The following is a 23,692-nucleotide window of genomic DNA, read 5'->3' as shown; positions in this document are numbered from 1 at the left end:
ATTACTTTAAAAATTTAGTGCTAACTTTTTCTCCTCCTGAAATAAAGGAAACAATGTAAAATCCTGACCCGGACAGGGGAATCTGTAACTGGTTTTCACCTTGAAGAAAATCTACTGTAGTTTCATAAGCTTTACGTCCATTAGCAGTTACAATTTGGATTTTTCCTTTTCCTTTTGTTGCAGAACGAACGGATAGCTGTATCTCATTTTCTGATAATTTATAGACGTTTAATACTGTTTGATCAAATGTTGTTTTGATATGAATGACTGCACTTTCTGTCGTTTTATTACTGTAGTCTACCTGTCTTAACTGATAATAGTTATCTCCCGTCAGAGGGCTGCGATCCGTAAAACTGTAATTACGTATGGTTGTAGAGTTTCCATTTCCTGGAATTGTTGCTATTACTTCTGGTGTTTTTCCATCTGCAGAACGTAATACCTGAAAATGAGAATTGTTTTGCTCTGATAGAGTAGACCAGTTTAATTTTACGGTATTTCGCTCGTTTTTCCCCGTAAAAGAGGAAAGGGTTACGGGTAAGGTGTTTTCTTGTGTAACTTCCCCTCTTACTGTTAAAGCATCTCTGGTGGCAGTGAGACTGGCACCAATGCGGAAAGAGTTGTTACTTTCGTCACTGACTCCTCCCCAGGCATACAAACGGAAAATAACGGGATTATTAAACTGCTGTAAATCTGTAATTCCAGAAAGGTCCACAGAGGGTTGTTGGATACCGTTGTTATCCGTGAAATTAAAATTCCCGGTTGTAAGTGTGTGTGGGGCTCCTATATCTTGAAATGTATGACCATTGTCTTTGCTATAACGCCATATATAAATTGGTGGAGCGCTAATTTGTACTCTCAAAATAATGTCCAGTGAAAAAAGACTTATAAGTGCATTTCCTTTAGGGGTAACTGTAAATTCGTAATAAGAATTTGCCGCTATTGCTGCAGATTTATCTGCATTTATAGGAAATGCAGCAGAAAACGCATTCCCTGCATGCTGTGGCGTTATCCCTCCGCCTCTGCTTATTGCAGATACTTCTATATTTGAATTAACTCTTGTGGGAGCTACTGATACAGGTGGGTTTGCTGTTGTGCCAACAATACTATTCAGGTTCCATTCTGCAAGAGAAACTGTATTCCCGTCTATAGATAATGCTTCCTGCGGCGAAGCAGATGGGCTTTGCCCTATCCGGAAAGCGCCTGAAGCTGTACCTCCCCAGGCATATAAACGAAGAATCACTTTTTCACTGATATTTTGTAACCCGCTTATACCTGATAAATCTATTACCGGCATTGTATTTCCATTGTTATCTGAAAAGCTGTATCCAATATCTGCCAATACAACGGGAGAACCTATATTGATAAAATTGTTATCCTGTTCTCCCTCTTTACCGTATCTCCAAACATACGTTGATGCCACATTGGGTTGAATTCGTAGAATAAGCTTGTTGATAGTAGCTAAATTTATTTTTACCCCCGGTTTTGGAGTGATTGTAAATTCATAATAGGCTTTTGCAGCAATTGCAGCATTTAGAGTTGCATAAGCAGAAAGCGTACTTGCAAAAGTATTGCCTCCGGCCTGAGCCGTTAATCCAATTCCCCTGCTTAACTCAGAAACTATTACATTGGGGTTAACAGTTGTAGGCATTGCTGTCAGCTCACTTCCGGCTTTGCCTCTTAAATTCCATGCCGCAATCTGAGCATTTAACTGACTAGTCATAAATATGACCAGTGCAGTTGTGAGTAACTTTTTCATAATGTTTATCTTTTGTTTTATTGGTTATTTTTTCTTTGAAACTTTTCCACTTAAAGCCAAAGCAGGTTTTGTAGCACTACTTTTGCCAATACGGAATCCGTTATTTGCAGATGCATTTGTTCCTCCCCAGGCGTATAAACGGAATGTAATGGTTTGTGAAGAGGAAATACCTTGTAAGTTTTTATAAGAAGAAAGATCTAATGTGGGTTGTGGTGCTCCGTTATTTACTGTAGGAGAAGATTTTAGATCGGTTGTTCCTAAATCGGTAAATGTTACCCCATCAGTACTATACATCCAACGGTAGTTTTGTGGAGCATTGTTTTGGATTCTTAAAACAACATCTAAAGCATTCAGCGAAACGTAGTATCCTTTTTTTGCTTTTACGGTAAATTGATAATATGCTCCGTCTTTGATTGCATCTTCCTTAGTTTGATTAACCGGAAATGCTGAAGCAAAAGAATAAGTAGCCTTTTCTGGTTTAATACCTGGTCCACGAGAAAGTATGGATACTTCCAGGTTTGGGTCTGTAGTTGTAGAAGTACTTACTCGTTCGTTACCTTTTACGTCACTTAAAAAATTCCATGAAAGTATTTGTGCGTTAATTTTAGATACAGAACAAATAATCAAAAAAATAAACAATAACTTTTTCATCTTAAAAATTGATTTAATAAGAGAGCCTCCCATACTAATTTTAGAGGGCTCTTTTTTATGAACGATATGGTTAATTAAAAATCTTTTACAGTGTGTTTTCCTCTATAATGGTGCCTTCTATAGTTAATGCGTGCTGTGTTACGGTGCGGCTTTTTCCTATTCTGAAACCGTTGTTACTGGTTATACTTGTTCCTCCCCAGGCATATAGTCTGAAGATAACGGGCGAACCAGAAACTAAATGCTGTAAATCGTTAACAGAGGAGAGATTCAGCTGTGGTTGTTGGATGCCGTTATTTTCAGAAAAACCGGTAGTCCACGTATATGGAGTTCCAATTTCTTTAAAGCTGAAACCATTATCCATGCTATACATCCATATATGAGTTTTTGGAGCATTGGTTTGTATCCTTAAAATAATATCCAAAGCAGATAAACTTATGGCTGCATTCCCTTTAGGCTTTATGGTAAACTGATAGTATGCTCCTGCAGAAATAGCTGCAGTTTTGTCCGCGTTAATTGGGAAAGTACTGGCATAAGAATCTCCTGCTGTTTGAGGTACTATACCAGGCCCTCTGCTTAGTGTAGACAATTCAAGATTAGGGTTTGTAATAGTTGAGCTGCTGGTGGTTTCATTGCCTATTGCTCCCAATAAATTCCATGCGAGAATAACCGTTTTTGCTTTGATATCTTCTATGTTTCGTGGCCAAAGAGAGATTTTAGCTTCATCAGCACTTTGAGGCAAATACATCATTGCTATACTGACAACAGATGCTGTTGCTGCCATTTGTTCTGATGAGTAACTAGCCGTAGCCTCTGTGTGTATAGTTATTTCTCCGGTTCCGTCACTAAAAATTTTATCTCCGATATAGTAGTCTCCAGCAACCGGTTCAGGAATAAAATCACCGGCATATATTTTTACCAGCGTACTTTCGTATAAGGTTGAATTTACTTGAAGTTGATCTATAGAAACCTGGGAGATGTTTATTGTATTATGCTCCGATACAAGTTGAACAGCATCGGAAGCGATTCTATCTAGTATTAAGGCTCCTTTTTCCTGTTTCAATACCGCCCCTTCTATATTTATCAAAACGGAATCCCCTGGCTTATAATTTGCTGCTTGTGAACCCAAATAAAGGTTAATACCCCTTACTTTCTTACGTCTGGTATTTTGTACTACTAATATTCCTTCTGGTATGTTGCCCGAGGAGGCTTCAGAGATAACAACACCCGCTATTTTTGTTGCGCCAGCCAGATTACTGCTGTTTAGTATTAAATCTTCTCCTGTAAAAAGCAATCGTATATCTTCTATTGAAATAACAGGACTTAGAGTTCCTTCTGCCCAGTCTGTGCGTTTACACGCCATTAATATGGAGAATGAGAATACGGTAACTATTAATAATATCTTTTTCATGTGATTACGATATTTATGTCGTCTTTTTTATTAAGGGCGTTGCCACCATACTTTTGTATTTATATCATCTGTTCCCTGTCTTGCAACAGCCTCATTATAATTGTCGCGGTTTGTTGACTGGAGATATGTAGGGTAATTTATCCTTGATGGCATTTCTCCATTATTTTCCAACCCTGCTCCTTTGGGTAGTTCAGGATATCCTGTTCTACGGTATTCAAACCACTGTTCAAAATCAGTGAAGAACAACGCATAGTATTTCTGCAATTGTATTTTTTCTATCTTACTACTCAAGCCTTCGTTGTCGTCCCATTTTATATGAACACCACTTAAATAGTTAGGAGGCAAAGCATATCCCCATAAGGATATGCCATTAGTAATACCCATTTCATAGTGATTTTTTGCATTACCATTAGTCCAACCTCTTGTTGCTGCTTCTGCCAGTATAAACTGCAATTCTGAATAATTTAAAATGTTGCCTAATAAAGGTTCTGTTTTTAAGGCCAATGGCATAGCAGAACGTGGTGTAGGAACTGTTCCAACAGGGTAGCCACTTGGTATGCCGGCATATTCTCCTTGGGATAAAGTAGCCCATTTGGCCAGGCGTGGATCTCCCCAATCTCTTAAATTATTAACAAAAAACTCAGCTAGCTTCAGCATATTCCATTCCGGGTCGCGGATTGTGTAAAAAGGTGATTGATAGGGTAAAACACCAGTCCACCTGAGTATTGCAGATTCTGCGTTATTTGATATTAATGGGTAATTAGCAGAGTTTGTTTGTATGATTTCTTTGATTTTAGTCACGGTATTTGTTTCTGACTTAGCCGAAACTCTCAATAAAAGTCTTAAGTACAGTGAATTACCAAATTTTCTCCAATTTAGTGCAACGCCTCCATATATTGGATCGGAACTGGTAAGGTCTCCGGGCAAATTGGCATTGGTTTTTAATAATTCATTAGCCTGTTCCAACTTGGTAAAGATATCCGTATAAACCTCCTCCTGTCTATCGAACTTTGGCATAATAATCCCCTCGCGACCTCTATTAGCTTCAGAATAGGGAATGTCTCCATAAGTATCCGTTAATAGCGATGCTACCCATGACTGGCAAATTAGTGCTATCCCCATATATGTTTTGTTGATGTTATTTTTATCAACAGTATAAAGCGTTTCTGCACTTTGGTACATGTTCTTAAAATTTGTTAATTGTAAAAACCAGTTATTCCAGTTATAGTCAGCTTCTGATTTTCTGATGTCATAACGGAATATCCTACCTTCCACATCTCCCATTAAAACATGTACCTGCATCAACTCGTTGTTTAGTCTTTTTGCGGCTCTGTTCATGTTTTTACTTACTACATCAGTTATTGCTGGTGCAAGTAAAGCTTGCGGTAAAGCAAATTCACTGGAATTTGGGTTTTTACTTAATTCCTTAAAACCGTCTGTACATGAAGCTGTTAAAAAAATAATCAGGCAGCTACTTATCGTTTGTTTTATTCTTTTCATGATTGCGCTATTTCAATAGTTAAAAGCCTACGGTTAAGTTTATACCAAATGTGCGGGTTGCGGGGAACTGTGCTATTTCGAACCCCTTATCTATAGACCCATTGTTTAAGGTTCCGAATTCCGGGTCAAATATTGGCCATGGAGTAATCATAAATAAATCACGACCGTATAAGCCTATTGTTGCTTTTTGTAATCCCAGTCTTTTATTGAGTTTTTGGGTAAAAGTGTAGTCGACTCTTAGTTCTCTCAGTTTGATAAAATCGGTACTGAACATGCCTCCCTCCAGGTTTTCACGACCATAATGCCGTGTATAATAAGTCCAGATATCCGGAGCAATAACATCATTAGACCTAAATGTACCATCTCCGTTTGCTATTACACCTTTTCCAATAATGCCATTATATCTGCCCGGAAGTGTGTTTTTAAGTTTCCCGTGTTCTGCCAATAATGCATGTGTTAGGGAGTAGGCCTGACCGCCATATTGTCCATCTATCAATATATTCAGGCGAAACTGTTTATACCTGAATTCATTTCCGATACTGGCTTTCCAACGAGAATTACTGTTTCCCAGATAAATAGCCTCTGACGTAAGTACAGGGTAGCCATTTTCGTAAATTATCTGTCCATCAGGAGAACGCTGATAACCGGGGCCATAGATGGCACTCATGTTGGCTCCTACACGGGCTTCTATTGATCCTCTGCCAGACAATGTGTTTTGTAGCTGAAGGGCAAATAAACTATCTGTAAGCCTTTCTACTCTATTATCATTAGCAGCAAAAGTGGCAAATACCTTCCAGTTAAGACCCTTTTTACTTTTTAACGGAACACCATTAGCCTGTATTTCTATACCTCGGTTACTAACCAAACCTCCATTAACTACCATATTGTTATACCCCGATCCTCTGTCTAAAGTGGCTGTAAGAATCTGATCTTTAGTATTGCCCTTATAAACAGCCACGTCCAATCCTAAACGGTTTTTGAATAAGCGTACATCAGCTCCCAATTCGTAACTGGTGGTATATTGTGGTTTAAGATTTTCATTAGGAAGGGTGGTGGGGTTTAATAATCCTCCCGAATAATTATTCGCAGTCATATAAGCGTATGTATTCTGATATGTTCTGGTCCCTCCACTTCCAACACCTGCATAAGAGGCCCTTAGTTTTGCAAACGAAACAGTTGATGGGAGTTTAAGCATATCTGAGATTACAGCACTCAGATTTACGGAAGGATAAAAGAAAGAAACATTACTTGTTGACGTAGGTGTTGCTAAGACACTGTTCCAATCGTTACGAGCGGTAACATCCAGAAATAGGTAGTTGTTATATCCGATAGTTCCTAAACCATAAAAACTGTTAATATTATATTCACTTCTGTAGGGCAGTGCGGTTAAAACGTCTCTGCTATTGGCCAATGTAAACACTTGAGGGTATTGTAAAGAGTTGGCTCTTAATTCATCTTTAACATAGCGGTTTTGTAGCCTGCTTCCTCCCGTTGATATGGAAAAATCAAATTTTTCTCCAAGCTTCTTTCCATATTTTAACAAAAAATCGCTGTTTATTTCCTGTGCAAAAACGTTCATAGTGCGGTACATTCCATAGGTGAACTTCTGGGTGTCCATGGGGCGTTGTTCAGAACGATTTTCATAAGAAAGGTCCATTGAGGTACGAACCATCAAACTAAGGTCTTTGGTGAAATCGTATGTTGCTTGGATATTTCCTGTTACAGAATTACGGTTAAGTTTATTGAGCATTTCATTAACTATCAAATAAGGATTATCGGGTGAAGTGCTAAACGGATAACTTTGGTCTATCCCTTCAAGTCCGGGCATCCAATAGTCTTTTAACCAATCAATATTCCCGTTAGGTACCTGCATAATATTCCAATACATAATAGTTTGGTTATTATAACCTGTTGCTGGTAAATTATCACTACGCTTATTGGTGTAGTTTATTTTAGTGCTTATCTGAAGTTTATCTGTAGCTTTTTGGCTGGCCGAAAGTGCAGCTGTATTACGTTTATAGCCTGTGTTTGGAATTATCCAGGTATTATCTACATTGGTTAAAGAGAAACGTACGGCAGTTCTGGCTGTTCCTCCGTCAAGGGTTACAGTATTGGTAAATGTTTTTCCTGTTTCAAAGAAATCTTTTCTATTGTTTGGATAAGGAATCCAGGGTGTTCTTTCTGTTGCACCTTTATGTGTAATCGGATCGTATTGAAAGAACATTTGTCCGTTAAACTTTGGTCCCCATGCTACGCTTGAACTTCTTGTACTCGGACCATCCGGTGTGGTTCCCCAGGAAAAATAGTTTACACCTTCTGTTCCAGACCCATATTCATATTGATAATCTGGCCAACGTGAAATAGCCTCTACAGAAGTATTTGAATTGAGTGTTACACCAATTCCTTTTACTCTAGGTTTTCCTGATTTTGTGGTAATTATAATAGCCCCATTTGCCCCTCTTTGTCCATATAAAGCAGCAGCACCAGGTCCTTTCAGTACACTTACACTTTCTATATCTTCCGGGTTAATATCGCTTAATCCACTACCAAAATCGACGGGAGAATCTTCTCCCAAATAAGATGCATTTCCAGTTCCGGTAGAACGTCCGCTGCTATTATTAATCACCACACCGTCAACAACAATTAATGCCTCGTTGTCGCCTGTCAGGTTATTTTCTCCTCTCAAAACAATCTTGTTTGACCCTGTTGGACCGGCACCGGAACGAGTCAGATTTAAGCCTGCAATTTTCCCAGATAATGCATCTGTCCAATTATTGGATAAAGCTTCTGTAAGCTGTTCTCCGGAGACCTGAGTAACGGCATAACCCAACGCTTTTTCGTCCCGTTTTATACCTAAAGCTGTTACCACAACTTCCGTTAAGGCAGTATTTTGCTCTTTTAGAACAACATTTAGTGTGGTTCTGCCCGCTACAATAACCTCTTGTGAGGAAAAACCTAAGAAAGAAAATATAAGAACGGTTTTTGTATCGGGAACTTTAATAGAATAAGCACCATCTGCCTTGGAGGCAGTCCCAACGTTACTTCCTTTTATTTTGATGTTTACACCGGGGAGAGGAGCCCCTTTTTCATCCGTTACTTTTCCATTTATATTTATTGATTGGTTTTGCAGCGGTTTAGTTATGTTATTGTCTGTTGGCAAACGTTGCACTATGACAGATTTACTTCCTATTTTGTATGTCAGAGGCTGGCCTGCAAAACAACGGTCTAGTGCTTCTTTTAGCGAAAGATTTTTGAACGAAGTACTGACTAGTTTACTACCATTTAAATCGGTCTCCTGATATAGAAAATTATAACCTGTTTGTTTATGTAGTATCCAGAATACTTCCTGTAAATTCGCCTTGTTTACGGACATGCTAACGGTTTGGGCATACCCAGAGGCATACACGTTAATCATGGTACTCAGTAATAAAATTGCTGTTATCTTCATCTTAATAAGATGTTTTAACTGAAGATAGGGTGTACACTTATAGCTGCTGTAAATTAATACAGCAAAAAATTTATACATTTGAACGTTGGATTTAGTTTAAAATTTAGTTGTTTCACTCAACTGATAATAATCTGACACCGTTTGTAATAAACGAAATAACCGAAGGGTGCGCCAACACCCTCGGTTTTCAGAGTTTATAAAGATTATTGCATAACCGTTATCCTCCTTCCTTGTATTAAGAAATGGATATTCCCGTAGCTTTCCAGATCTTTAAGTAAACTGCTTAACTCTGTTGATTGGGAAAATATCCCGCCGAATTTTTGCTTGGTTACATCAGTACTATATACCACATCTATATCATACCATCGTGCTAGCTGATCCATAATAGAATGGATGTCTTCGTTTTCAAAAATGAAATAACCATTTTTCCAGGCAATAGCTTTTTCTGCGTTCACCTGTCGGATTTGTGCCTTACCCGATTTTTGTATTTCTACCTGTTCTCCAGGAGAAAGTAAACCAGACCAATCTTCTTTTAATGTGGAAACTTTTACACTTCCTTCCAATAAAGTAGTACTTGTTTTTTCGTCTTCCGGATAAGAACGAGTGTTAAAGTGAGTACCTAATACCTGTACCTTTTGAGTTGGGGTAATTACAAAAAAGGGTATATTCTTCTTCGCTCCTGTTTTTTCGCCTTGAGTAACTTTGGCAACTTCAAAATAAGCTTCTCCACTTAACTCAACTACGCGTTCTTTATCATTGAATTTCGAAGGGTAGCGTAAAGAGGAGGCTGCGTTTAACCATACATTTGTACCATCGGCTAATTGTATATGATATTTTCCGCCTTTCGGAATAGATAGGGTGTTATAGCTGATACTATTTTCATTGTTTACCAGTTTACCATCTATAGTATAAACCAATTGTTCATTGTTTTTCTTAAATATTTTCACTCCATTTTCATCCATTAGGTTACCATTTTCACTATCGGATAAATCAATCATTTTACCATTGTCTAATGTCAGAGTTGGTTTGTTTGTCAGAGAAACAACGGTGTTTGGCTGTGGCGTTTCTTTGTCGTAATTATGGTATAAATAGAGACCAAAAGCTAAAAACAAGACTATAAGGGCTGCAGCGGCCTGCATCCATAGTTTTACGGTTACACTTTTTTTCTGTAGAGGGAGTCCCTCGTATATATGTTTTTTAGCTGTTTCGTAATCTGCTTTAATTTGGGTGTGTTTTTGTTCGTTTATAGCATGGTTATACCAATTCTCTACAATAGCCTTTTCTGTAGCAGAACATTTTCCTTCTACATACTTTTCTAATAATTCCTGCGCTTCTTCTCTCGTCATATTGGTGATATGTTCGCTTAATATTTACTAAGACAAACAGAACCAGCGTAGGTAGACATCAAAAAATAAAAAAGTTGAAAAAATTATATAAAAGGGAAAAAAAGTACAGTTATTTTAGCTTTTAATGCTTTCAAAACCCTGTTTATGGTTTTCTTTACAGTATGGTCTGTAATATTGAGTTCTTTAGCTATTGTTTTATGGGATAACCCGGTGGTTCGGCTCATTTCAAAAATCTTCTTCATTTTTGGAGGAAGATTGTTTACCTCTTCTTCTATTTTTTCTAAAAGATCACGATATGTCATCTGGTCATCTATATCGTAGCCCTGATTTACAAAGTCGACTAATGAGTTTACATAACTATCTTTTAATCGGTTTTTGTTGATTTGATTTAAAATGCGATTTCTTACCGCTGCATATAAATACGATTTTAAGGAAGTAGAGAGTTCTATCTCCTCAACTTTTGTTAAAAAATGAGTAAACACATCCTGCACCACATCCATAGCCTCATCCTTATCTTTTAACATTTTAAGAGCATGGGCATACAATATAGCCCAATATCGTTCATATAGGGCTATAAATGCTTTTTCGTCCCCTAGTTTTATACGAACCCACAGTTCTTGATCCCCATATTTATTATACATCGTCATGTTCAGGTTTCGATCAACAAATATATTGATATAAACACAGCGCCAAATTAATTTAACATGTAGTTTTTATTTTGTTGTTTTTTTTAGATAACTATTATCAGCAAGATGATTTTTAGGAAGTTCTTTACTTTTTTCTCGTAATTTGCAGCATTGTGTTTTATAGAATGAAGTTGAAAAAAATTGCAGAGATTCTCTTAGTTTCTTTTTTAATGGTGGCCTGTACCCCAAAAGTATACAAAGAAGCACAAAAGAAACAAGAAGAAAAAGTACATGAAGTAGTAGAAAAGCTAGCGGTAAACAATGCTCCGGTAGTATTGGATACTTTGGGAAACCAAATCCCTTCCGGGTTTATTCCTGCAGTAAACTTTGGATCAAGAAAACCTTTTTATGTTATCATTCATCATACAGCACAGGACTCTATTCAACAAACAATAAAGACATTTACTTTAGAACGTACCCAGGTAAGTGCTCATTATGTTATTGGCAGAGATGGATATTTATTGCAAATGCTCTCCGATGAATTGCGGGCCTGGCATGCCGGAGCAGGAAAATGGGGAAACATTACAGATATGAATTCTTGCTCTATTGGTATAGAGCTGGATAATAATGGGAGCGAACCTTTTTCAGAGATGCAAATCAATACTCTATTGTTATTACTGGGCAAATTAAAAAAAGATTATAATATACCTACTGCCAACTTTATTGGTCATGGAGATATTGCTCCGAAGAGGAAATCAGATCCGAGTATACTTTTTCCATGGGAGCGATTGGCAAGGGCGGGATTTGGTTTGTGGTATGATGCTCCCGATGCACTCCCTCCTATAAATTTTGATGTAGAAACGGCATTAAGAAGAATCGGGTATGATGTTTCTGATTTACCTGCTGCAATAGTAGCATTTAAGCGGCATTTTGTACAGCAAGATTTAATTCCTTTGATGAGTAGCTGGGATAAATGTGTCCTTTATAATCTTTATCGTAAGTATTAACCAGCAGTATTTGTTTTTCTAAAATCACTTGGAGTACATCCGTATTTTGTCTTAAATACCGTTGAGAAATATGTTGGAGATGAAAAACCAATATTGTACGTTATTTCAGCAATAGACATCTCATTTCCGCTAAGTAAATGTTTTGCTTTTTGAAGACGTCTATTCAAAATGTATTCAGCGACATTACAGTCAAACAAAACCTTTACTTTTCGATAAAGTTGTATTCTTGATATTCCTATTTGCTGACAGATATCTTCAATACTAAAAGTCTCGTTCGCTAGGTTTGCTTCTACAATACTCGAAAAGTCGTTCATAAACTTTTTATCCAGTTTATTAATTACGGCTTTCCCTTCTGTAGGTAACTCACTTATAAATCTCGATCGTAATAAGTCTCTGTTCTCTAACAGGTTTTTTATGGTTTCCTGGAGTACAGGAAATGTAAACGGTTTATTTAAGTAAGCATCTGCTAAAGTCTGTATTCCTTCTATTCTTTGAGTTTCGTTATCTCGCGCAGTGAGAAGGATAATGGGAATATGAGATGCTCTGATGTCGTTTTTTAAAGTTTTTACCACCTCAATTCCTGATAATGAAGGCATAACAATATCAGAAATAATAAGGTCAGGAACTTTTTCAAATGCTTCTTGAATACCTTTTTCACCATCGGTAGCCGTAAAAACCTCATATTCAGTATCAAGTTTTTGTTTCAGCAGTTCCAATAAATCTATATTGTCTTCAATAATCAATATTGATTTTTCTTTAACTATAGAAATCTGATCGGTAGCCCCAACATTCCGAGATGGTGCTTCCAGCTCAGTGATATAAATTTGCGGGTCTTTGTAATCAACAAGAGTAGCCGCAGTGTTCATATTCTTCTTCTCTTCGGAATTTAAATGATTATCTCCTAAAAGAAGTTCAATGGTAAATACAGCTCCTTTGTTTTTCTCGCTTTTCAAGGAGATTGACCCTTTGTGTGCTTCTACTATTTCCTTAGATAAAGAAAGTCCCAAACCAGACCCTTGTTGCAAAGAAGAACGTTCTCCCTGAAAGAATAAGTCAAAAGCATGAGCTGCGGTTTCTTCAGACATGCCACAACCATTATCTTCTACCTTAATATTTAATCGTTCGTTATTTATGTCTTTTTCAATCGAAAGAATTATTTCCCCTCCGTCAGTCGTGAATTTAAAAGCATTAGAAAGCAAATTAAAAATCACCTTGTCGAATAAATTAATATCTATCCAAACCTTGATTTCTTTTTGTGATGAAGATAACTTTAAGGATATTTTTCGTTTTAGTGCCAAATTTTGAAAAGAAGCGGTTATTTCTTGAATAAACTTAACAATATCTTGTTCGGAGCACTGCAACTTCATTTTTTCATATTCAACTTTTCTAAGATCAATCAGTTGATTCACCATTCTAAGTAGGCGAAGAGCATTTTTTTGAACAAGATCAAGTTGGTTTTTATCGGTTTCAGTTAGTCTACCTGCCGAAATTAACTCCTGTACAGGAGTTAGTATTAAAGTCAATGGTGTTCGGAATTCGTGAGATATCTGCGTAAAAAAATTAAACTTTGCTTCTGTAGCCTGTGTTGCTTGTTGCGACATTTCACGTAATCTTTGCTCATTTTTGGTAATCTCCCTGTTCTGGATTTCGAGTCTTTTGTTGTTCTTCCAGTTTTCACTTAAAGAATAAAAAGCAATCCCTCCAAATATAACAGCGAGCACAAGGCTTACAACTAAGATATTAAGAACAGTTTGCTGATTTTTATATACCCTTTGTTGGTCTGCAAGCATCAGTTGTTGTCTTTCTATATCTTCTTGCTGACTTTGCATCCGGTCTTCCTGCATTTGCATCAGGTAAGCATTGGTTGAATCTATTGCCAATGTTTTTAATAAAATATTTTTATTGAAGGGTTTATTCTTTAAAATAGAGAAAGCCGTTCTAATGGCTTCCTTTCCCCCTGTCGGATATAATATAGAAGCATCTAAAAGACGTGTAGAGACAAATCCCAATCCATTATTTGTTCCTGGAAGCGCATCAACACCTACTATTTTAATGTTGTTTATTTGATGTTGTTTTAAAATCTCGGAAGCCCCTAAGGCCATTTGGTCGTTATGTGCAAAAATAGCTCCGGTATTTTTAATATGATTAATGTTCTGCTCTATAACTTCTCTGGATTTTTCTTTAAGCCAGTTCCCATATAATTGCGAGCTTATTTTTATTTCGGGATAATTCTTTACAGCCTTATAAAAACCTCTCTGACGTTCAATAGCAGGAGAAGAACCGGGAAGCCCCATCACTTCGGCAATGTTTCCTTTAAAGTTTAATCTTTTTGCAATGTATTCGCCTGCTATCCGTCCTATCTCAAAATTATCTGCACCAACATAAGCCGTATAAAGCTCAGATGTTATTTTCCTGTCAATTACAATTACAGGAATACCTTTCTTATAAGCTTCTTCAACAATAGGTGTTAGGGGACGGGCTTCATTGGGAGATATGAGCAGAATATCAATGTTTTTTTGTAGTAACCTCCTCACCTGCTCTATTTGTGTTTGGCTGTTTCCGTTTGCTTCTTCATAAATTAAAGTTGCCTCGGGATGAAAAGACATTTCTCGTTTTACCTCTGCCAGCATAGTTTTACGCCATTGGTCTGATCCTATGCATTGAGAAAAACCGATGACATATTTTTCTTTTTTTACTTCTTTTCCGCAAGAGAATGAAAATCCTATTATAATAAGCAATAGAATGAAACTCAAATAAGGCCTCTTACAACTGACTTTGATCATAAACTAAAATTGACATTATGTTTAAAAAGGAAGGTTTTTTGCACAAACTGTGCGTTAATTACCTCTAAAATAAGACTTATTTTCCAATAAAGTCAAGAGATATATCCTGAAATTATGGATTATTCCGAGCTTTATTCAGAAAAGGGTATTCTTATTCTTAGGTTTCACCAAGGTAGTTTACTTATAAATGGTACAGAATAAGATATTTGTGTTACAAAATCTAATATATCTCGAGAGATATAAACATTTTATTGGTTTTATGGTGCTGTTTTTCAGTGTTTTATGTTTTTTAATGTGATTGATATAAAATGAAAGGTTATAGAAAGAAAAAGTCCTCAAATTTAAGTTTGTATAAATCAGTCAATTATTAACCAAAAATCAAGAGATGATGAAAAAAAAATATTTAGGACTAATTGTGGGCTATTTAATAGGTATGGAGGTTGTGTATTCTCAAAACCAAAAGGATTATACCTCAAAAGTTCCACAAACTACTTTCTCTAATACTCTTAAAAAACAGGAGAAAGAATTAAAGGAGAATGCTTTATTAAAGCGCTTTGCTCAATCCCGCCAAGAGCTTTCTGTCGATAAACATCGGCCATTTTATCACTTTATTAGTCCTGAAGGGCGTTTAAATGACCCCAATGGATTATGTTACTGGCAGGGTAACTGGCATTTGTTTTATCAGGCATATCCTCCCGAAGATCCTAGGCAACATTGGGGACATGCTATGAGTAAAGATTTGATTAACTGGAAAGATCTTCCATTGGCAATATACCCCAATCCAGAAAGTAAAGTGTTTTCAGGAACTACTTATGTGGAAGAAAATCGGGTAATAGCCATGTACCATGGAACGGACGCGGGGACAATGGTTGCTGTTTCTGATGATCCTTTATTGCTAAACTGGAAAAAACTAAATGATGGCAAGCCTGTTATTGCTTTACCTAAACCGGGAGAAAAATTGCCTTACAATGTATTTGATCCCAATATTTGGAAAAAAGACGGCGTGTATTATACTGTATTGGCAGGAACAAGACCAATTGGTCCGGGAGGCAAAAACATGAGAGCAGAGTTTTTGTTTAAATCCTCTGATTTAGAGCATTGGGAATATATGCACCCATTTCTTGAAGATGATGTGTACGGCTTGGTTGGAGATGATGGTGCCTGTCCATATTTTTGGCCTATTGGTGATAAAGGAAAATATATATTGTTGCATTTCAGTCATAAAAGCGGAGGTAAATACCTCATTGGTGATTACGATAAACAGCGAGACAAATTTGTAGTAACAGACGGGGGTAATTTTAATCATGGACCAGTATCGCGAGGAGGCGTTCATGCACCATCTGCATTTCCTGATGGAAAAGGAGGGGTTATAGCCCTCTTTAATATGAATTCGGGGAAACCTCTTGGTGGTAAAAATGGATTTTCGGAGCTGATGACTTTACCGCGCTTACTTACGCTGGATGAAAAAGGAAGATTAGAAATGAAGCCTGTTGGAGATATCGAATCTTTAAGAAAAGATAAGGTAGAGCAACAGAATGTTGTATTGCCAGCGAATAAAGAAATTGTTTTGGAGAAGGTGAAGGGTGATGCAATGGAAATTAACATGGAAATAGATCTAAAAAAATCACCAGTAATAGAATTGAATGTATTGCGCTCGCCAAACAAAGAAGAATATACCAGAATTATTTTTTATAAAGATGGAGGTTACCCGGACAAAGAATCTTCTGACAGGAAAGGAAGATATAGCGCCATTGCAATAGATAATTCCAATGGATCTATTTTACCAAATGTATGGCCTAGAGTTACAGAAACAGCAGATGTATGGCTAGAAAAAAACGAACCTGTTAAGCTTCGCATTTTTATTGATAAGAGCGTTGTTGAAGTTTTTGTAAACGATAAGCAGTGTATTTCGGTTCGTACCTATCCGGGCAGAGACGATAGCAAAGGTGTTTCCATTATTGCAAAAGGAAGCGAGGCTTTATTAAAGTCCATTCAAGCCTGGCAAATGAAAAGTATTTATTAAAAAAACCTAGAGTCTGTTTAAAATTCATCTAATAATTTTTAACCAAGCTCTTAACCAAAAGAATAGGATAAATAACCTTTTAAATTCTAAATATAGATTGCTTTAATATGTTAGAGCAGCTTGTTGCTAAACGTAAGGGGAATGCTATATCGTGTTTAGACGATAAATAAGAAAGAAATAGGTTTACAATAAAACTAGATAAACTTTATGCAAAAAAATGCTGTGATAACGTGGTCACTTGTAGTGGCTTTAGGTGGTTTTCTTTTCGGTTTTGACACCGCTGTAATTTCTGGAGCCGAAAGGGCAATACAGCAATATTGGTCTTTAAGCGTGTTTGAACATGGTTTCACCGTCTCTATAGCACTAATAGGGACAGTTTTAGGAGCCCTTTTAGGTGCTCTCCCGTCAGATAAAATAGGTAGAAAGAAAACATTGTTTTTGGTCGCTGCTTTTTACCTGTTTTCCTCTTTAGGCACTGCTTTAGCTACAGATTGGTATGTGTTTTTAATTTTTAGATTTATAGGAGGATTAGGCGTTGGGGTTTCTTCTGTAACAGCTCCAATTTACATTTCTGAAATCTCTCCCCCTCATTCAAGAGGACGACTGGTAGCTCTTTTTCAGTTTAATATAGTTCTGGGAATTTTGGTTTCCTATTTGTCCAATTATCTTCTCGGACAAACAGGAGAGGCTTCCTGGCGATGGATGCTGGGAGTACAGGCAGCTCCTTCTCTCCTCTTTTTTATTTTACTTTTCGTGGTTCCTGAAAGCCCACGGTGGTTAATACAAGCCAAAGGAAAAGAAGACGAGGCCATGAAAGTATTGAAAAAAATAAACCCCATTACCTATCGTAAAGATTTTGATAACATCAAAAGTGGAAGTTCGGGTAACAATAAGTCTGCAGAAAAATTATTCTCCCCAAAATATAAGAAACCGGTAATGCTAGCGGTGCTATTTGCCATATTCAATCAGGTGTCAGGCATAAATGCTATTATCTATTATGCTCCCCGGATTTTTGAAATGGCAGGATTAGGAGCTCATACCTCACTATTGTCTACTGTGGGAATAGGAGCTGTAAACTTTACATTTACCTTATTGGCTATAGGTTTTATAGATAAGTTTGGAAGAAAAACGTTGATGTTGGTGGGGACTATGGGCCTTATTGTTTCATTAGCTTTGGTAGCTATGACTTTTTACTCAGGAGATTTTAGTGGACTTAGCATTACCATTTATCTAATGGTTTATATTGCTTTTTTTGCTTTTTCCCAAGGAGCAGTTATATGGGTTTTTATTTCAGAGATATTTCCTAATGAAGTAAGAGCAAAAGGACAAACGCTGGGAAGCTTTACCCATTGGATATTTGCCGCTGTTATAGCTTTTACCTTTCCTTATTTGGCAGAAACCTTAGGAGGAGGAACAACTTTTCTGTTTTTTAGCGTAATGATGGTTTTACAATTGGTTTTTGTTTGGAAACTAATGCCCGAAACGAAAGGAAAATCACTGGAACAAATAGAAAAAACAATGGTTATGCATTAGAATAAGGTATAACAAACATACGGTTTGATCTTAAGATTAGTATTTAAGTCATAAATAATATAAACAATAGGCAGAAACTTGGTCTCCCAATCCTTCTGCCTTCGAATTTTAGACTATGGAAAAACAAAGAAATCTAAAGAAGGTAATTTGTTTCGGAGAAGTGCTGTGGGATCATTTACCTTCTGGTCGTAAAGCGGGAGGCGCTCCTATGAATGTAGCCTACCATCTACGACAAATGGGAATAGACAGTTGTATGGTGAGTTGTGTAGGCGCAGATGTATTGGGAAATGAGCTGCTGAATTTTATGGAGCAAATGAAACTACCATCTCATCTGCTTCAAATAACCGATAAATATCAAACGAGTGAAGTTATTGCCCATATTTCAGAAGACAATGAGGTTAATTATGATATTATTTATCCGGTAGCATGGGATTTTATAGAGTGGAAACCAGAATATGCAGTTTTGTTAAAAGAAGCAAGTGCTTTTGTCTTTGGGAGTTTAGCCGCCCGTAATAAAACATCTCAGGAAACGCTGTTTAAAATGCTTGAGTATTCTACTTTCAATGTTTTTGATATCAATTTACGCGCACCACATTACGATTTAGCAATACTGGAACAATTGCTGACAAAAACACATTTGCTTAAACTCAATCAAGCAGAGCTGAGTTTACTAGCAGAAAATCTGGACTTTTCGGAAGATGAGGATAAGATTGTTCCGTATTTATGTGAAAAATTTAAGATAGAAGAGGTCATTGTTACCAAGGGAAGCGCTGGGGCATCTTTACATGTGGGGGCATTAAAATACAGTCGTCCAATATACCCTGTAAAAGTAGTGGATACCGTAGGAAGTGGAGATTCATTTTTGGCAGGCTTTCTGGCGGGGCGTTTACAAGGAGAACAGTCAGAAAAATGCTTAGATAATGCCTCTGCTTTAGCTGCCTTTGTTACTATGCATGCAGGGGCTTGTCCTCCTTATAGCAAACAGGAATTTGAGTATTTTCAAGAAAAGTTGCCAATTGTTTCTGTCTGAATAAAAAGGAATAAATAGTTATAAAGCATTAATGGTTTTTCTTAGCAGCATGAGATTTCCCCCAGAAAAAATAGATAATCGGACCAATTAGTGGGATAAGTATAACAAGAGCAAACCACACAATCTTCATATTCTCTGCAATATTCTTATTGTAAAAAATATCCTTTGCTGTAATTATAGCTACAACTAACGGAAAAAAAAACAGTCCGGCAAGCATTATAAAATAACCGGTTTGAGAAAGTTGTAGTAAAACAGATCCTATCATTATCACAAAGTTTATCCAATAATATCAATATATTTTCAAATATAAGAGTCTGTTTAAATTTAATTGTAAAATTTAAACAGACTCTAAAGCTTGTGAAATAAGTTTCCTTAAGGTTGTATCAGAATGTCAAAAAACTCTAATAAGAAAAACAAGTCGGGTTAAAATTTTGATAAGAAATATAAAAACGTTAAAATTGTGTGAAGACCGCATATGGACTTAAAGAGAAGAATAAATATTGCCCCCACATCAAAAGCCGCTACAATTTGCCGACAGGGAATTTCTATATCTTCATTTATAGGTATTTATCCTGATTTTCTTTCCAAAACGAGTTCTAAAGACTTTATTTCTTAGGCCCCAAATCTCTTAACCCAGTTAAAGTTTTTGGGGAGTCCCCTTACCAAATTCATATTATTTTTTTTAACAAATTCAGAAACAACATTTTACTATTGGAATATGGAAACATCACAATTAATTATTTCAAAAAAAGATTTTGACATTTTAAAAGAGCATCTAAAGTTGAGCACTACTTTGTCCGAGTTCAACAAACAAAAATTGGGAGAAGAACTTAGCAGCGCTAAAGTTTTGGATGACGCAGATTTGCCTAAAGATGTTGTCAGGTTAGAATCTAAAGTGAAAATAGAAAGCGTTGATAATAATAAAGCTTTTATCTTTCAGCTGGTTATGCCTGCAGAAGCGAATATGAAAAAACAGAAACTTTCTGTGTTTGCTCCCATTGGTATTGCTCTTTTAGGTTACCAAACAGGTGCTATCGTAGAATGGGAAATGCCTGATGGTAAAAAGAAATTTAAAATTATAGAAGTAACTAACGAGTAATTTTAGAGCAGGCTACCCAAAAGGTAGCCTTTTTTAATGAATGCTGCATAGCTTTTTGTTTTCCTTCATTGATTAAACCCCTCTTTCTTTTACTACAATTAATTAACAAATTTCCTGGGGTTTTATAAAACCAAATAGGGTAAGTTTGTTTTTGTCTTGATTTTATTAAGATAAAGATAAAATAGTATTACTCCTGCAGGGGGTATAAATGGCTTTTTTAAAGAGTTTTTGAGGGTGAAAATTGTTTTTAGTCTTAAATTAACAAGTTTTGGTCAAAAAAATATTATAAATCAGGGTAAATACTTTCCATCTTTGAGTTAACTAACCAAAGTATAAATTATGCGAAAAATTCTACAGATTTTCCTGCTCACAGTAGGGTTGCTTACAGTAGGAATTCAGTTGTTTGCACAAAGCTTGTCTAATAAGATGGTTACGGGAGTGGTCTCAGACTCAGAAGGGCTGCCATTGGCAGGAGCGTCAGTTTCTATCAAAGGAACATCAGTAGGAACAATGACTGATGGTAATGGAAAGTATTCGGTTCGAGTATCAGAAAGTACCGCAGTTTTGGTGTTCAGCTTTTTAGGGATGCAGGCTCATGAACAAGTGGTCGGAGGAAGAGAAGTTGTAAATATTACTCTAAAACCTGTAAATCAAAAATTAGACGATGTTGTGGTTATCGGCTACGGAACCGTACGAAAAGCCGATTTAACAGGAGCGGTACAAAGCATTGGCGCTGCAGATCTCAATCGGGAAAACCCAGGAAACGTGTTGTCTGCCATGCAGGGTAAACTTGCAGGGGTGAATGTTACCCAAAATGATGGTGCTCCCGGGGCTGGCTTGAGTATTAAAATAAGAGGGTCTAACTCTTTTCTCGGAGGAACAGAACCTCTTTATGTGATAGACGGCGTCCCTTTTAATGCGAGTAATGACGATGCTACACCGCAGTCTTTAGGAGAGGATGAGAAACAGACCAATAACGTAATGTCCTTTCTGGACCCTAATGATATCGAAAGTATCGATGTATTAAAAGATGCTTCGGCTACTGCAATTTATGGTTCCAGAGGAGCTAATGGCGTTGTTTTAATTACTACCAAAAAAGGAAAATTGGGAAAAGATAAAGTCGAAGTATCAGTTAACCTAGGAACGTCAAATGTTTCCAAAAAGATTAGAGTACTTACTCCTTATGAATATGCACAGTTTCAAAATCTGTCTTTAATGAATGCTAATAAATATGATGGAACTAATTACACCCTAAGGTTTCCAAATCCGTCTGTTTATGAAAATGTGCATACCAACTGGCAGGATGAAATATTCAGACAAGGCTTTACTCAGCAATATAATGTAAATATCTCGGGAGCTACCGATGCAGGCAGTCATCGTCTGTCTTTTAATTATATGAATCAGGATGGAGTAATTAATAATTCAGATTATCAACGTTTAGGGCTTAACCTTAATCTTAACAGAAATCTTGGGAAAATATTTAAAGTAGGAACAAGTACTTCGATATCTAATACTATAAATAACGGAGTGAAAACAGGAACCGATAAGTCTGATGCAGCTAGTGCTGGGGTTATCAGATCTGCAATCTCTTTTCCTGCAACGGTTACTGAAATTGAACCATATAATGACACAGGTGATTCTTACTTTATTACCAACCCGGTAATTTATACCAATGATGTCCTGAATAGGGTAAATACTTACAATATATTTTCATCTAACTATTTAGAAGTAGCAGTTTTAAAAGATCTGAAATTCAGACAGAATTTAGGTTTTAATTATGGATCAGGAAATAGAGATCAATATTATCCACAAACGGTTTATGAAGGATTTGCTGCTAAAGGATGGGGATTAAAATCAGATAACAGGTATTCTAGTGTTGTCTCTGAAAGTATTCTAACATTTAATAAAATTGTAGATAAACACAGCTTTAATGTAGTGGGAGCTTCTACTTATGAATCTTCAAACTCTCAATGGAAAAGAGCAGAAGGTAAAACCTTTCCGAATGATTTTCTGCAAAACGAAAATCTTGAATCGGCAGAACAGGTTATGCCTATAAAAGGGTCAAGATCATCTTCTGCTTTGGTTTCTTTCTTAGGTAGAGTAAACTATGCTTTTGATGATCGTTACTTGTTTACCTTCTCTTATCGGGCAGATGGTTCCAGTAAATTTGGTGAAGAGAATAAGTGGGCAGGGTTTCCTTCTGCAGCATTTTCATGGAAACTTAATAAAGAATCATTCTTTCAGGATGTAAAATCAGTTGATGATCTTGCGCTGAGGCTGAGTTATGGACAGACCGGAAATCAGGGGATTGGAGCTTATTCCTCATTGTCTAAACTTACGGTGTATAATTATCCATTTAATGGAAGTCTTCAAAGTGGTTTGGCTGATGATTTTTATTCAGGACCTGCAAACCCTAATCTGAAGTGGGAAACCACCACAGCTTATAATCTGGGGTTGGACTTAGGGATGTTTAAAAACCGAATTAATCTACATGTTGATCTTTATCAGAAGAAGACCAACGATTTGTTGCAGTATGTAACAACTCCTTCTTCTACTGGTTTTGAGAGACAGTTGCGTAACTCGGGATCCATAGAAAATAAAGGTTTAGAAGTAGCTATTGACGGAAGGGTACTTAGTAGAAAAGATTTCGAATGGAAATCAGCATTCAACATAGCGTTTAATCGGAATAAGATTTTGGATCTAGGAGGCCCTTTAGAACAATATGCGACCAATATATCTACCAACGATCAGCCTTTTATACAGGCAATAGGCCACCCTATAGGAGCCATTTACGGTTATGTTGAAGATGGTTTTTATGATAATGAAGCAGAAGTAAGGAACTCATTATTGTATCATAATGAGAGTGATGATATTATTCGCCGAATGATAGGTGAGATTAAATACAAAGACTTAGATGGAGATCCTTCTGCAATATCTCTTAGTGACAGAACCTTTATTGGAAATGTCAATCCCAAATACAGTTTTGGGTTCACAAACAATTTCAGGTACAAAAACTTTGATTTAACAGTTTTCATTAATGGTGTACAGGGTAACGATATAATTAATATGAATACCCGTTTTAATGCAAATATAGGTTCGCAAAAGAATGTAACTAAAGATATGCTGGATGGAGCTTGGCAAGAAGGGCAAGATAATTCAGCAGCAACTTCCCCTAAAGCTATCAGACAATTTTGGCGTACCATTTATTTCTCCAAGCGATTTGTGGAAGATGGAAGTTTTGTACGTATCAAGAATCTGGCTATAGGTTATAATTTACCTAAACAGCTTATAAAGGGAGTGGCATCTGCTAAAGTAACAGTAGGAGTTACCAATCTTTACACTTTTACAAATTATTCAGGATACGACCCAGAGATGAACAGTTATGGTAGTAACCCGGCGCTGTTTGGGGTTGATTTGGGAGGATATCCTAATTCCAGAACTTTTAATTTGTCATTACGTTGCGGTTTTTAATACAGATTGTT

Annotated in this window: 15 protein-coding genes; 6 read left to right on the top strand and 9 right to left on the bottom strand. The window is 36.7% G+C overall.

What is annotated here, in order from left to right; genetic code table 11:
* Position 1: 1 nt before the first annotated feature.
* The 7 genes from ACFSAH_RS10845 to ACFSAH_RS10815 all read right to left on the bottom strand — a co-directional run bounded on the left by ACFSAH_RS10845 (position 2) and on the right by ACFSAH_RS10815 (position 10,750).
* Positions 2-1,756, bottom strand: a complete 1,755-nt coding sequence (locus ACFSAH_RS10845; RefSeq protein ID WP_379662756.1) for a T9SS type A sorting domain-containing protein — start codon at positions 1,754-1,756, stop codon at positions 2-4.
* 24 nt (positions 1,757-1,780) lie between these two features.
* Positions 1,781-2,407 (bottom strand): hypothetical protein, encoded by a 627-nt coding sequence (locus ACFSAH_RS10840; protein WP_379662755.1) that lies wholly within the window; start codon positions 2,405-2,407, stop codon positions 1,781-1,783.
* An 85-nt stretch (positions 2,408-2,492) separates the two neighbouring features.
* Positions 2,493-3,815 carry a DUF5689 domain-containing protein gene (locus tag ACFSAH_RS10835; protein ID WP_379662754.1) on the bottom strand — a complete coding sequence of 441 codons (1,323 nt, stop codon included), beginning with the start codon at positions 3,813-3,815 and terminating at the stop codon, positions 2,493-2,495.
* Between the two features lie 30 nt (positions 3,816-3,845).
* On the bottom strand, positions 3,846-5,315 hold the full coding sequence (locus tag ACFSAH_RS10830; protein ID WP_379662753.1) for a SusD/RagB family nutrient-binding outer membrane lipoprotein: 1,470 nt from the start codon (positions 5,313-5,315) through the stop codon (positions 3,846-3,848).
* A 19-nt stretch (positions 5,316-5,334) separates the two neighbouring features.
* The gene (locus ACFSAH_RS10825; RefSeq protein WP_379662752.1) at positions 5,335-8,763 is read right to left on the bottom strand and encodes a SusC/RagA family TonB-linked outer membrane protein; all 3,429 of its coding nucleotides are present in this window, start codon (positions 8,761-8,763) and stop codon (positions 5,335-5,337) included.
* A 203-nt stretch (positions 8,764-8,966) separates the two neighbouring features.
* The gene (locus ACFSAH_RS10820; RefSeq protein WP_379662751.1) at positions 8,967-10,109 is read right to left on the bottom strand and encodes a FecR family protein; all 1,143 of its coding nucleotides are present in this window, start codon (positions 10,107-10,109) and stop codon (positions 8,967-8,969) included.
* A gap of 83 nt (positions 10,110-10,192) precedes the next feature.
* Entirely contained in the window at positions 10,193-10,750 is a 558-nt protein-coding gene (locus tag ACFSAH_RS10815; RefSeq protein WP_379662750.1) for an RNA polymerase sigma factor, read from the bottom strand.
* Positions 10,751-10,920: 170 nt separating this feature from the next.
* On the opposite strand from ACFSAH_RS10815, the gene ACFSAH_RS10810 reads away from it, so the two are divergent.
* On the top strand, positions 10,921-11,742 hold the full coding sequence (locus ACFSAH_RS10810; RefSeq protein WP_379662749.1) for an N-acetylmuramoyl-L-alanine amidase: 822 nt from the start codon (positions 10,921-10,923) through the stop codon (positions 11,740-11,742).
* Here the strand turns inward: ACFSAH_RS10810 and ACFSAH_RS10805 are convergent.
* Positions 11,739-14,480 (bottom strand): substrate-binding domain-containing protein, encoded by a 2,742-nt coding sequence (locus ACFSAH_RS10805; RefSeq protein WP_379662748.1) that lies wholly within the window; start codon positions 14,478-14,480, stop codon positions 11,739-11,741. The two genes, ACFSAH_RS10810 and ACFSAH_RS10805, sit on opposite strands and share 4 nt — an antisense overlap.
* A gap of 430 nt (positions 14,481-14,910) precedes the next feature.
* Here ACFSAH_RS10805 and ACFSAH_RS10800 point away from each other — a divergent pair, with 430 nt between their 5' ends.
* From ACFSAH_RS10800 to ACFSAH_RS10790, 3 genes are all read left to right on the top strand, one after another.
* The gene (locus ACFSAH_RS10800; protein WP_379662747.1) at positions 14,911-16,548 is read left to right on the top strand and encodes a glycoside hydrolase family 32 protein; all 1,638 of its coding nucleotides are present in this window, start codon (positions 14,911-14,913) and stop codon (positions 16,546-16,548) included.
* 207 nt (positions 16,549-16,755) lie between these two features.
* Positions 16,756-18,081 (top strand): sugar porter family MFS transporter, encoded by a 1,326-nt coding sequence (locus tag ACFSAH_RS10795; protein ID WP_379662746.1) that lies wholly within the window; start codon positions 16,756-16,758, stop codon positions 18,079-18,081.
* 115 nt (positions 18,082-18,196) lie between these two features.
* Positions 18,197-19,111, top strand: a complete 915-nt coding sequence (locus ACFSAH_RS10790; protein ID WP_379662745.1) for a carbohydrate kinase family protein — start codon at positions 18,197-18,199, stop codon at positions 19,109-19,111.
* A gap of 28 nt (positions 19,112-19,139) precedes the next feature.
* On the opposite strand, the gene ACFSAH_RS10785 is transcribed toward ACFSAH_RS10790, so the two are convergent.
* Positions 19,140-19,376: a PLDc N-terminal domain-containing protein gene (locus tag ACFSAH_RS10785; protein ID WP_379662744.1), complete on the bottom strand. Its 237-nt coding sequence runs from the start codon at positions 19,374-19,376 to the stop codon at positions 19,140-19,142.
* A 453-nt stretch (positions 19,377-19,829) separates the two neighbouring features.
* Between ACFSAH_RS10785 and ACFSAH_RS10780 the strand changes: the two genes are divergently transcribed.
* Positions 19,830-20,210: a GreA/GreB family elongation factor gene (locus ACFSAH_RS10780; protein ID WP_379662743.1), complete on the top strand. Its 381-nt coding sequence runs from the start codon at positions 19,830-19,832 to the stop codon at positions 20,208-20,210.
* Between the two features lie 339 nt (positions 20,211-20,549).
* On the top strand, positions 20,550-23,681 hold the full coding sequence (locus ACFSAH_RS10775) for a SusC/RagA family TonB-linked outer membrane protein (RefSeq protein WP_379662742.1): 3,132 nt from the start codon (positions 20,550-20,552) through the stop codon (positions 23,679-23,681).
* Positions 23,682-23,692: the final 11 nt, after the last annotated feature.

Source organism: Pseudopedobacter beijingensis (assembly GCF_042678145.1).
GTDB classification, from domain to species: domain Bacteria; phylum Bacteroidota; class Bacteroidia; order Sphingobacteriales; family Sphingobacteriaceae; genus Pseudopedobacter; species Pseudopedobacter beijingensis.
Note: the sequence above shows the minus strand (reverse complement) of the source record. Positions and strands in the feature narration are given on the sequence as shown.